The organism is Cryobacterium sp. Y57, from assembly GCF_002929505.1.
In the GTDB taxonomy this organism is placed as follows: Bacteria; Actinomycetota; Actinomycetes; order Actinomycetales; family Microbacteriaceae; genus Cryobacterium.
Map to the genome: position 1 here is coordinate 19,066 of NZ_PJJL01000073.1, position 11,974 is coordinate 31,039.

Sequence of the window (11,974 nt, forward strand, 5' to 3'; positions counted from 1 at the left end):
CTGAGGCACACTCCAGGAGCCGACGGCACTGAGCGTTACCATGCTCCGGGCTGGTAGTCCTTGAGGAAGACGCCGTAGAGGTCTTCGCCAGCCTCGCCGCGCACGATCGGGTCATAGACCCGGGCGGCGCCGTCAACCAGGTCGAGCGGCGCGTGAAAGCCTTCCTCGGCCAGGCGCACCTTGGTCGGGTGTGGCCGTTCATCCGTGATCCAGCCGGTGTCGACGCTCGTCATGAGAATGCCATCATCGAGCATCTCTTTGGCGCTCGTACGCGTGAGCATGTTCAGCGCTGCCTTGGCCATATTGGTGTGCGGGTGGCCAGGCCCCTTGTAACCGCGACCGAACACGCCCTCCATCGCCGACACATTCACAATGTAGGTACGACGCGCAGCGGATGCCGTGAGCGAGCCCCGCAGACGGCTCACCAGCAAAAATGGTGCGGTTGTGTTGCACAGCTGAACTTCGAGCATCTCGAGCGGATCGACGTCTTCGACGTTGGCCGTCCAGCTGTTCACGTCGTGCAGGTCGGGAACGAGCCCGCCGGCGTCAATGGCGGTGCCGGCGGCGAGACGCTCCAGTGACGACGACCCGGCGGCGAGAGCCAGTCGGGTGAGGTCATCCGCTGTGAGCGCGCCGGAACCGGACGCCGCCGCGAGCAGCGGATGCCCGGAGACCGACGCGGCCAGGGCGAGCGGATGCGCATCATTGGTGTGCCCGAACGACACGATCTCGGGGAGGGGACCGTCGGGCAGCGGAGCGTCCTCGGCCTCGACCAGGGGGGAGTACGAACCGCGGGAGCGTCGCACGGTCTGCGCTGCATTGTTGATGAGAATGTCGAGCGGTCCCTGGGCAGCGACGGAATCAGCGAGAGCGATCACCTGGGCCGGGTCGCGCAGATCGATTCCGACGATGCGCAGGCGGTGCAGCCAGTCCTGGGAATCGGGCATAGCGGCGAAGCGGCGAACGGCGTCGCGCGGAAACCGGGTCGTGACGGTGGTGTGGGCACCGTCACGCAGCAGGCGGAGTGCGATGTACATGCCGATCTTGGCACGGCCGCCGGTAAGCAGTGCGCGCTTGCCGGTGAGGTCGGTGCGAGCGTCACGCTTGGCGTGACTGGAGAGGGCGCAGCTCGGGCAGAGCTGGTGGTAGAACGCGTCGACCACGGTGTACTTCTGCTTGCAGATATAGCAGGCGCGCGGAACGAGCAGCTCACCGGCGGTCGCCGCGCTGGTACCGAGGGAAAGCTGGGCCCCGCGGGTCTCGTCGTCGATGCGGGTGGGCGCGCCGGTGGCGGTGGCGGCGATGACGCTGCGATCGGCATCGGCGATGACCGCGCGTTTCTCGATGCGACGCACCATCTTGACCGACTTGAACATCTTGGCGGTGGCCTGGCGCACAGTGACGAAGTCGGGGCTGTCCGGGTCGATGTCGGCCAGGGAGGCGAGCACGCGGAGGGTGACGGCGAGATCGTGTGGATCGATTCCGACGAACTCGGTAGCCGGTGCTGCCAACTCGTCGGCGGTAGTGGGCGCAGAAGTCATTAGAGAATCCTACGCGGACCGACTGGGAGCATCGGTGTCAGCGAAACGATGGCGCCCATACGGAAGGCCCATTCCGCCTCCACCCGATCATCGACTGGCCCCGACGAACAGATACCGGGAAGCACTACACCTTGGTCGATTCCTGAGTCGGAATGGCGCTGGTCGGGGGCTCGAAGGTATGGTCAAACGGCATCTGGTCGGTATCGAGCAGGGGATTGCCGTCTTGCGTTTTGACGAGTTCATGCGCTTCCTCCTCGCTGTTCACGCTCGGCATGGAGCCAGGAAGATGGCGGTTGGCCGATTCCCGCAGAAAGAAGATGGCGATCGCGCCGATGAACGACGTGCCCATCAAGTAGAACGCCGGCATCAGGTCATTGCCAGTGCCCACAATGAGCGCCGCGATGATGAATGGCGTGGTCCCGCCGAATATGGCCACGGCGAAGTTGTACGAGATGCCCATGGCACCGTACCTGCTCGCCGTGGGAAACAGTGCGGGCAAGGCGGAGGCGAGGTTGGAGACGTAGAACGTAACCGGAAACGCGATAAACGCCAGGCCGAGCAAGGTCGACCAGACGTCGCCGATACCGATCAGCAAAAATGCCGGGTAGGCCAGTACGACCGTGCTGATCGCTCCGATCCACAGCACCGGTCGGCGCCCGATGCGGTCGGACAGGCGGCCGGCCAGCGGGATACACAGGGCCATGACCACGAGAATAGGAATCGTCAGCGCTGTGCCGTGCAATTCGTCGTAGCCCTTGTTCTCGGTGAGGTAGGTGGGCATATACGAGGTGAGCGCGTAGCCGACCGTGTTCGCGGCGGCGACGAGGATCATCGCGATGATGATATTGCGCCAATATGCCTTGAAAATGGCGATCGGACCCTTCGGGGTATCCGCCGTGGCGCCGATGGGATTCTTCTGCGCTTCCTCTTGGGCGTCGAGAGTGGCCTGGAAGGCGGGCGACTCGTCGATCTTCAATCGGAAGTAGATTGCGACCAGGCCGAGCGGCCCGGCGACGAGAAACGGAACCCGCCAGCCCCACTCCTCCATGACCGACTGCCCGAGCGTGAGCTGAAGTACCGAGACGAGCGAGGCACCGACGGCGAAACCAAGGTAGCTGCCCATATCGAGAAAACTCGCGAAGTAACCGCGCTGGGTGTCGGGCGCGTGCTCACTGACGAACGTTGTCGCCCCCGCGTACTCGCCACCGGTGGAGAACCCCTGTACGAGCTTGACGAATACCAGCAGAACCGCAGCCCAGACGCCGACCTGCGCGTAACCGGGAAGGATACCGACGGCAAACGTCGAGGCGGCCATCAACATCAGCGTGGTGGCGAGCACCTTCTGCCGGCCGATGCGGTCACCCAGCCAACCGAAGAACACGCCGCCGAGCGGGCGGGCGAAAAAGGTAGCGGCGAAGGTTCCGAGCAAAAACAGGGTTTGAACGGATGCGTCCGCCTCCGGCAGAAAGACCGGACCCATCGTGGTGATGAGGTAACCGAAGATACCGACGTCGTACCACTCCATGGTGTTTCCCACGATGGTGCCACCGAGGGCACGCTTCATAATGGGTTTGTCGACGACATTCACGTCGGACACCGCGATCCGTCGGCGGCGCAAGATTTTAGCGGGCTTTCTCCTCCCGGCCGAGGCGTTCGTGGCGTCGAAATGCGGGCTGGATGTACTTCGGTCAGTGGGCATGAAATTTCTCCCGTGGAGATTTTGTGCTGCGAAGTCGAGGCTGTGCTGCGTGGTGCAGATTTTTTTTAGTTGAATCAGAATACCCCCGAAGGGGGGCATTGTCTAAATAGCAAGTCCCGGTTTCGGGGAGGACCCAGAGAGTTCTGCCTAGGCTGGAGATATGACTGATTCCGTAGATTTCTGGTTTGACCCCTCCTGCCCCTGGGCCTGGATGACTTCGCGCTGGGTGGACGAGGTTGCGCGCCTGCGCAATCTCGACGTGACCTGGCACGTGATGAGCCTCGCCGTACTCAACGAAGACCAGGATGTGAGCGCGGAATACGCGGCGTTCTTTCCGCGGGCGCTCAAGTACACCCGACTCGTGGCTGCCGCTGCCGAACTGCACGGGCAGCCGGCGGTCAAGGCGCTGTACGACGCGCTCGGCACCCAGATTCACCCGGGCGGTAGCAACAATCCCGACGAGGTCATTCCCGCAGCGCTCGCCGAGGTGGGCCTACCCGCCAGTTTCGCAGCCTTCGCCGACAGTGATGAGTATGACCCCCAAATGCGCGCGAGCCACTTCGACGGCATCAATCGGGTCGGCCAGGACGTCGGAACCCCGGTGATTGCGGTCAACGGTGTGGCGTTCTTCGGCCCAGTCATCTCACCGGCACCCATGGGGGATGCCGCACTGGCCCTGTGGGACGGCGTCGTGGCGCTTGCAAGTTACGACGGGTTCTTCGAGCTCAAGCGCAGCCGCACCCGCGAACCAATTTTCACCCCAGTGGCCAGCACTAAATAGACTGATCACATGCGCATCCACATCGCCACGGACCATGCCGGTCTCGACCTCAGTCACCACCTGATCACGCACCTGAGTGCAGCCGGTCACGAGGTCATCGACCACGGCCCCCAGATCTATGACGCCTTCGACGACTACCCGGCGTTCTGCATCAACGCCGCGCAGGCAACCGTCGACGACCGCGAGTCTGGCATCGAAGCGCTCGGCGTCGTATTCGGCGGTTCGGGCAATGGCGAGCAGATCGCCGCCAACAAGGTACCCGGAGCCCGAGCAGCCCTCGTCTGGAATCTCAGCACGGCCCGGCTCGCACGTGAGCACAACGACGCCAACGTCATTTCCATCGGGGCCAGAGAGCACACCATCGCTGCGGCCACGAGCTTTATCGATGCTTTTGTTGCCGAGCCGTTCAGTGACGAGGAACGGCACACGCGGCGTATCCGTCAGCTCGGTGAGTATGAGCGAACCGGAACCATCGCCGGGAAAAACGTCGACGGCAGGTGAACTGAGGTGCCAGAGGGTCACTCCGTTCATCGCATCACCCGCCAGTTTCAGCGCAATTTCATCGGCCACCGCGTGACGGTCAGCTCGCCGCAGGGCCGGTTCGCGACTGGCGTCACCCAGCTCAGCGGACATTCGGTGGTAGATGCTCGCGCCGTGGGCAAGCAGATGTTTTTGGAGTTTGATCACGGATTGTGGCTGCGCATCCACCTGGGATTGTACGGCGCCTGGGATTTCAGCGGCGAGGTTCTCATGGATGCCACGATGGCGTCGGCCAATGGCCGGATGGGCCAGACCAATCAGCGCGGCACCACGGTCGCGGCGGGGGCCGAGACCGCGACCCTGGACGCCGACGGTGAAAATTCGATCTTCAGTATCGGGGCGCCGCGGCGCACGCGGGTGCGCATGGCCGAGCAGGAAAAGGAGATCGACCTCGTCGATTCCTTTCCCCCTGAACCGGTCGGCCAGGTGCGGGTGCGGCTGCTCACCGACACGGTGTGTGCAGACCTGCGTGGACCGACGGCGTGTGAGGTGCTCGACCCGGCTCAGGTCGACGCTGTGATCGCCAGGCTCGGACCCGATCCGGAACTGGATAACACCCCCGCAGCCGAGGAACGCTTTGTCTCTGTCGTGCGAAAAAAACCCACGCCGATCGGCCGGCTGCTGATGGACCAGAGCGTGGTCAGTGGAATCGGCAACGTCTATCGTGCCGAAATACTCTTTCGTGCCGGTCTCAACCCGCACACTCCCGCCAGGTCACTCAGCGACAAAACCGTGCGCGCGCTGTGGCAGGACTGGGCACACCTCTTGCATATAGGTGTTGCCACTGGCCAGATGATGACCATGGACAAGCTCGAGGGTGCGGGGTACCGGCGCGCCATGAGGAGTCGGGCCCATCGACACTGGGTCTACAAACGCGAAGGCCTGCCCTGCCGAGTCTGCGGTACGCACATCGTGCTCGAAGAAATGGCGGCCCGCAAGCTGTACTGGTGCCCGCGCTGTCAGGCGTAACCGCTCCTGCCGCAGCGTGAGGGAGGACACCACGCGTGGTACTCGGGTGTGGGGCATGCTGCGAAAATAAAGTCATGATCCATCGTCGATTTGCCCGGCCGCGCCGGCGTGTTGCAACCATCGTCAGCGGTGTCATCGTCGGAGCGGTCGTACTCACCGTCGCACTGACCGCCTGCTCCAGTGACAACGGCGCCGGCGTCATCGACACCGTCGGCAGCGTCGACTTCGTCACTGCGCTTGCGATCCCGCCGCTGGCCGAATCGACCGTGAACGCCGCAGGTGAGCGAGTGTTCGACCTCGCCGCCCAAGAGGGAACGAGCGAGTTCAGGCCGGGCGTCAGCACCGAAACCTGGGGCTACAACGGCAGCTACCTCGGCCCCACCCTCGTCGCCGAGCGCGGCGAAAACGTGCGCGTCAATGTCTCCAATAACCTTCAGGAAGCTACGAGCGTGCACTGGCACGGCATGAGCCTGCCCGCAAAAATGGACGGCGGCCCGCACCAGATGGTCGACCCGGGCGCTAAGTGGAGCCCGAACTTCACGATCGACCAGCCCGCCGCGACCCTCTGGTACCACCCGCATCCCGACGGCACAACCGAGCACCAGGTGGAAATGGGCCTAGCCGGCCTGTTCCTGATCCAGGACGACGAGGAGGCCGCACTCAATCTGCCCCGCAGCTACGGGGTCGATGACATACCCGTTGTGGTGCAGGATCGCCGCTTCGACGCGACGGGCCAATTCATCAGCGACGTGCGCGGTTACATCGGTCCCATCGGCGATGAGTTGTTGGTCAACGGCACTCTCGCGCCGTACTTCGACGTGACAACCGAGGTGGTGCGCTTGCGCCTGGTCAACGGATCGTCGGCGCGCGTGTACGACTTCGGCTTCAGCGACGGCCGGTCCTTCGACCTGATCGGAACCGACGGGGGGCTGCTCACTGAAGCGGCACCGATGGACGGCATCCGCTTGTCGCCGGGGGAGCGCGCCGAGATCCTCGTCACAGTGATCCCGGGTGAGACTGTGAAACTGCAGTCCACCCCGCCCAACCTCGGCACCTCGGCCCGAGCTTCGACCCGCAACGCGGGTGATGACACGCTCGACGTGATGGAGTTGCGCGCGGCCGCCACGCTCGGCAGCATCGGCGCAGTATCGACGACTTTGGCCAACATCGAGCCACTGCAGAAAGCGGATGCCTCCGTCGACCGCTCGTTCACCCTCAACGGCTACACGATCAACAACCGGCTGATGGACATGACACGCATCGACGAGACCGTCGAGGCCGGTGCCATCGAGGTGTGGACCGTCGATAATACCATGCCGTTACCGCACAACTTTCACGTGCACGCCGTGCAGTTTCAGGTACTGCGGGTGGGGACGAAATCGCCGCCACCCGAACTTTCCGGCTGGAAGGACACGATCTACCTCGAGCCGGGTGTGCGCTACGAACTCATCATGCAGTTCGCGGAATATACCGATCCAAACTTTCCTTACATGTTCCACTGCCACATGCTTGCCCACGAAGATGCCGGAATGATGGGCCAGTTCGTCGTAGTGGAACCCGGTGAGCGGGCCGGTACGCCGCCGACGGCTCACGCCGCGAGCCTGCCGAAAGTAAACCGGGCCGTTGGCAGCGGGCCGCGCGTGATCTCGAAGGCCCACGGTCACTAGAGGCGGACATCCGTCTCACCAGCGAAAGCCGCCAGCTTGGGGCTGGCGGCTTTCGCTGTGTGCATATTCACGCTGTGGAGGGGACGACGGGAATCGAACCCGCGTCATAAGTTTGGAAAACTCAGGCTCTACCATTGAGCTACGTCCCCAGGCCCAATATTTGAGCACTCGACGATCCTAGTACAGGAAACCGGGGGACGTTTGCCAGTGCGGGCGCATCCGCTCGAACGGCGTGCATTAGACTGGTCGAGGTCAATCCGCCTGTCGTGAGCTTTCGCCTGCGCCAACAGATTGGTTCCCCAACAAAGCAGTATCGATGGGTCGAAGTAGATCCGGGGCGTAGCTCAGCTTGGTAGAGCGCTCGTTTTGGGGGCGAGAAGTCGCAGGTTCAATTCCTGTCGCCCCGACATTATCCGCAGCACACCGTTTCAATACACAGGAGAGTCTCGAGTGAAGTCCACGGTCGAAAAACTGAGCCCCACGCGCGCCAAGCTCACCATCACAGTGAGCCCCGACGAGCTGAAGCCAGCCATCACCCACGCCTACGGCCACATCGCCGAGGACATCAACATCCCCGGTTTTCGTAAGGGAAAGATCCCGCCGGCCATCATCGACCAGCGCGTCGGCAAGGCCGCTGTTCTGGAACACGCTGTCAACGAGGGTCTCGACGGTTTCTACCGTGCGGCCGTCGAAGAGAACAAGCTGCGCCCCTTGGGTCGTCCCGAGGCCGATATCGTCGAATGGCCGAGCAACACCGACTTCTCCGGTGACCTGCTCCTTGCTATCGAGGTTGACGTGCGCCCCGAGATCGACCTGCCCAGCTATGCCGGCCTCAAGCTCACCGTGGATGCCGTCGCGGTATCCGATGAAGAAGTCGCCGAAGAACTCGACAAGCTGCGCAGCCGGTTCGGTACGCTCATCACCGTCGATCGTCCCGCCAAGACCGGTGACTTCGCTCAGATCGACCTGAACGCCGCAATCGACGGCGAAGAGGTCGACACCGCCAGCGGCATCTCTTACGAGGTCGGCTCCGGCGACCTTATAGACGGCATCGACGAAGCGCTTGACTCGCTCAGCGCCGGCGAGACCACGACTTTCAACTCCGACCTCATGGGTGGGGACCACGAGGGTGAGACGGCTGAGATCACCATCACCGTGATCGCCGTCAAGGAGCGCGAGCTTCCCGCCGCCGATGACGACTTCGCTCAGATCTCGAGCGAGTTCGACACGATCGCTGAGCTCACCGAGAGCCTCAAGGTGCAGGTCGAGAAGTCCAAGGCCTTCAGCCAGGGTAGCCAGGCCCGAGAGCGTCTCATCGAGACGCTCCTCGGTTCGGTCGAGGTTCCGATCCCCGCCGCGATCATCCTCGACGAGGTGAATCGTCACCTCGAGGGCGAAAGCCGCCTGGAAGACGACACTCACCGCGCCGAGGTGACCGAAGCCAGCGAGAAGACGTTCCGTCAGCAGATCCTGCTCGACACGATCGCCGAAGCTGAGCAGGTCAAGGTCAGCCAGGACGAGCTTACCCAGTACCTCATCCAGGGTGCAAGCCAGTACGGCATGGACCCGAGCGAGTTTGTGCAGACGCTCAACACCAACGGCCAGATTCCGTCGATGGTTGCCGAAGTTGCCCGTAACAAGGCCCTCGCCATTGCCCTGGGCAAGGCGGAGGTCGTTGACTCCAACGGCAAGCCGGTCGACCTGAGCGAGTTCACGGGCCCGGTCGACGATGAGGGTGCTGGCGAAGAGGATGCTGCTGACGCGGCTGCTGACGCACCTGTTGACGCTGCACCTGTTGACGCTGCACCCGTTGCCGAGGCTGACGCTGAGGTCGACGAGAAGCCGAAGAAGAAGAAAGCCGCTGCTAAGAAGTAGCGTGTGTAGCACTACTTCCTAAGTGCGTGCATGGGCCGGCCGGATTCACTCCAGTCGGCCTTTTGCATGCTGTGGGAGCCTGGGCGTGCGCCCGGTAATCTGCCGAGGGCGAACACAGCCGTTTTCCGCCGCGCGCTCCGATAGATTCATTGAGAAGCGACAACTGAAACGGAGCACGACATGGCCGACCCGACACCCACTAACGTTGTATTTGACCGACTGCTGAAGGACCGCATCATCTGGCTCGGCTCAGAGGTCCGTGATGAAAACGCCAACGAGATCTGCGCCAAGATCCTGCTTCTGGCAGCCGAGGACTCGAAGCGCGACATCTATCTCTACATCAACTCTCCCGGCGGTTCGATCACCGCCGGAATGGCGATCTACGACACGATGCAGTTCGTACCCAATGACATCGTCACGGTCGGCATCGGAATGGCGGCCTCGATGGGCCAGTTCCTGCTCACCTCGGGCACTAAGGGTAAGCGGTACATCACCCCGAACGCCCGGGTGCTGTTGCACCAGCCGTCCGGCGGATTCGGTGGCACCGCGGCCGATATCCAGACTCAGGCACGCCTCATCCTTGATATGAAGCAGCGACTGTCGGAGATCACAGCCGTGCAGACCGGCAAGACCCCCGAGCAGATCAACGCTGACGGTGACCGCGACAACTGGTTCAGCGCTCAGGAAGCCCTCGAGTACGGTTTCGTCGACCACCTCCGCGCATCCGCTTCGGATGTCATCGGTGGCGGCGGCACCGATCCCGACGCCACCAAGTAGTCCGCCGAAACTGAACAGGAAGAAATCATGACTATCCCCACATTCGGTGGAACGGCCTACAGCTCGATGGGCGGCTCGACCAAGAACTTGCCCGAATCCCGCTATATCCTTCCCACCTTCGAAGAGCGCACCGCCTACGGGTATAAGCGCCAGGACCCCTACGCGAAGCTGTTCGAAGACCGCATCATCTTTCTCGGTGTGCAGGTTGACGACGCTTCGGCCGATGACGTGATGGCCCAGCTCCTCGTGCTGGAGAGCCAGGACCCGGACCGCGACATCATCATGTACATCAACTCGCCCGGTGGATCGTTCACCGCCATGACGGCGATTTACGACACCATGCAGTACATTCGCCCGCACGTGATGACGGTCTGCCTCGGACAGGCGGCATCCGCTGCGGCCGTGCTTTTGGCCGGCGGTACCGCGGGCAAACGTCTCGCCCTGCCGAACGCGCGCATCCTCATTCACCAGCCCTCGGTTGGCGGCCAGGGTGGTGGCCAGGCTTCGGATATCGAAATTCAGGCGGCGGAGATTCTGCGCATGCGCGTCTGGCTCGAAGAGACCCTCGCTCACCACTCCAATCGGAGCGTGACTCAGGTCAACAAGGACATCGATCGCGATAAGATCATGAGCGCAGCAGAGGCCCTCGAATACGGACTCATCGACCAGGTTCTGACCAGCCGGAAGAACCTTCCCATGCTCGTCAAGTAGCCTGTGGTCTGAACCGGCCTGACCGGCGCGTCGCCTTCGGGCGGCGCGCCGTTTCGGTTTATTGCGTGCTGCACCTAACTGTCGGATGCACAGACTAGGCTCGATTGCAGCGAGACCAATGGAGGAGGCTGACATGGCCCGAATCGGTGAAAGTGCCGACCTGCTCAAGTGTTCCTTCTGCGGAAAGAGCCAGAAGCAGGTGCAACAGCTCATCGCCGGCCCCGGCGTGTATATCTGCGATGAATGCGTCGAGTTGTGCAACGAGATTATCGAAGAGCGCCTGGCTGAAGCCGGCTCGGAAGACACGACCGGTGAGTTCGACCTCCCCAAGCCCAAAGAAATCTTCGGCTTCCTCGAGGAATACGTCATTGGCCAGGAACCTGCCAAGCGTGCCCTCGCCGTTGCCGTCTACAACCATTACAAGCGTGTCCGGTCCCGGGCTACGCTCACGGCCGCCGAAGCTATCCACGACGACGTCGAGATCGCCAAGTCCAACATTCTGCTCATCGGCCCGACCGGCTGCGGCAAGACCTATCTCGCCCAAACCCTCGCCAAGCGGCTCAACGTTCCCTTCGCCGTAGCGGATGCGACGGCGCTCACCGAAGCTGGATACGTCGGCGAAGACGTCGAGAACATTTTGCTCAAGCTCATCCAGGCCGCAGACTACGACGTCAAACGGGCCGAGACGGGCATCATCTACATCGATGAGATCGACAAGATCGCCCGCAAGGCTGAAAACCCGTCGATCACCCGCGATGTTTCGGGCGAGGGCGTGCAGCAGGCGCTCCTGAAAATTCTTGAGGGCACGATTGCCTCGGTCCCCCCGCAGGGTGGGCGCAAGCATCCTCATCAGGAATTCATTCAGATCGACACCACGAACGTGCTGTTTATCGTGGCGGGCGCTTTCGCCGGGCTCGAAGACATCATTTCGTCCCGCGCCGGCAAGAAGGGCATCGGATTCGGAGCTCCCCTGCACGTCAAGGGCGACGACATCAACCTATTCAGTGAGGTTTTGCCCGAAGACCTGCACAAATTCGGGCTGATTCCTGAATTCATCGGGCGTCTGCCCGTCGTCACGACGGTCACACAGCTCGATCAAGTGGCGCTCATGCAAATTCTGACCGTGCCCAAGAATGCGCTTGTGCGTCAATACCAGCGCATGTTCGAGCTCGACGGGGTCGAGCTCGAGTTCGAGCAACCGGCACTCGAAGCCATCGCCGACCTCGCTGTGCTCCGAAAGACCGGGGCCCGAGGCCTGCGAGCCATTCTCGAAGAGGTACTTGGCCCGGTCATGTTCGAGGTTCCGTCGAGCACTGACGTGGACCGCGTCATCATCACGCGCGACACGGTGTTGAACAACGCTCCCGCTGAGATGGTGCTGCACAAGTCCCGCGACGTAAAATCCGCGTAGATG

Annotated in this window: 10 protein-coding genes and 2 tRNA genes; 9 read left to right on the forward strand and 3 right to left on the reverse strand. The window is 62.5% G+C overall.

Going from position 1 to position 11,974, the window contains the following annotated elements; translation table 11 throughout:
- Nucleotides 1-35: 35 nt before the first annotated feature.
- Together CXY72_RS17415 and CXY72_RS17420 are read right to left on the reverse strand one after the other, a co-directional pair.
- Entirely contained in the window at nt 36-1,541 is a 1,506-nt protein-coding gene (locus CXY72_RS17415; RefSeq protein WP_104128938.1) for an SDR family NAD(P)-dependent oxidoreductase, read from the reverse strand.
- A gap of 124 nt (nt 1,542-1,665) precedes the next feature.
- On the reverse strand, nt 1,666-3,240 hold the full coding sequence (locus tag CXY72_RS17420; RefSeq protein WP_104128939.1) for an MFS transporter: 1,575 nt from the start codon (nt 3,238-3,240) through the stop codon (nt 1,666-1,668).
- A 160-nt stretch (nt 3,241-3,400) separates the two neighbouring features.
- Here CXY72_RS17420 and CXY72_RS17425 point away from each other — a divergent pair, with 160 nt between their 5' ends.
- The 4 genes from CXY72_RS17425 (at nt 3,401) to CXY72_RS17440 (ending at nt 7,197) form a co-directional block, all read left to right on the forward strand.
- Nucleotides 3,401-4,021 (forward strand): DsbA family protein, encoded by a 621-nt coding sequence (locus CXY72_RS17425; protein ID WP_104128940.1) that lies wholly within the window; start codon nt 3,401-3,403, stop codon nt 4,019-4,021.
- A gap of 9 nt (nt 4,022-4,030) precedes the next feature.
- The gene (locus tag CXY72_RS17430; protein WP_104128941.1) at nt 4,031-4,522 is read left to right on the forward strand and encodes a ribose-5-phosphate isomerase; all 492 of its coding nucleotides are present in this window, start codon (nt 4,031-4,033) and stop codon (nt 4,520-4,522) included.
- Between the two features lie 6 nt (nt 4,523-4,528).
- Nucleotides 4,529-5,530 carry an Fpg/Nei family DNA glycosylase gene (locus CXY72_RS17435; RefSeq protein WP_104128942.1) on the forward strand — a complete coding sequence of 334 codons (1,002 nt, stop codon included), beginning with the start codon at nt 4,529-4,531 and terminating at the stop codon, nt 5,528-5,530.
- A 74-nt stretch (nt 5,531-5,604) separates the two neighbouring features.
- Nucleotides 5,605-7,197 (forward strand): multicopper oxidase family protein, encoded by a 1,593-nt coding sequence (locus tag CXY72_RS17440; RefSeq protein ID WP_104128943.1) that lies wholly within the window; start codon nt 5,605-5,607, stop codon nt 7,195-7,197.
- Nucleotides 7,198-7,272: 75 nt separating this feature from the next.
- Here CXY72_RS17440 and CXY72_RS17445 read toward each other — a convergent pair.
- Nucleotides 7,273-7,346 (reverse strand) — tRNA-Gly (locus CXY72_RS17445).
- 184 nt (nt 7,347-7,530) lie between these two features.
- On the opposite strand from CXY72_RS17445, the gene CXY72_RS17450 reads away from it, so the two are divergent.
- The 5 genes from CXY72_RS17450 to clpX all read left to right on the forward strand — a co-directional run bounded on the left by CXY72_RS17450 (nt 7,531) and on the right by clpX (nt 11,971).
- A tRNA-Pro gene (locus CXY72_RS17450) sits at nt 7,531-7,604 on the forward strand.
- A gap of 43 nt (nt 7,605-7,647) precedes the next feature.
- Nucleotides 7,648-9,072: a trigger factor gene (gene tig, locus CXY72_RS17455; protein ID WP_158252626.1), complete on the forward strand. Its 1,425-nt coding sequence runs from the start codon at nt 7,648-7,650 to the stop codon at nt 9,070-9,072.
- 180 nt (nt 9,073-9,252) lie between these two features.
- Complete coding sequence (locus tag CXY72_RS17460) at nt 9,253-9,849, forward strand: ATP-dependent Clp protease proteolytic subunit (protein WP_104128945.1); 597 nt, start codon at nt 9,253-9,255, stop codon at nt 9,847-9,849.
- 27 nt (nt 9,850-9,876) lie between these two features.
- On the forward strand, nt 9,877-10,560 hold the full coding sequence (locus CXY72_RS17465; protein ID WP_104128946.1) for an ATP-dependent Clp protease proteolytic subunit: 684 nt from the start codon (nt 9,877-9,879) through the stop codon (nt 10,558-10,560).
- Between the two features lie 133 nt (nt 10,561-10,693).
- On the forward strand, nt 10,694-11,971 hold the full coding sequence (gene clpX / locus CXY72_RS17470; RefSeq protein ID WP_104128947.1) for an ATP-dependent Clp protease ATP-binding subunit ClpX: 1,278 nt from the start codon (nt 10,694-10,696) through the stop codon (nt 11,969-11,971).
- The last annotated feature ends 3 nt before the right edge of the window (nt 11,972-11,974 follow it).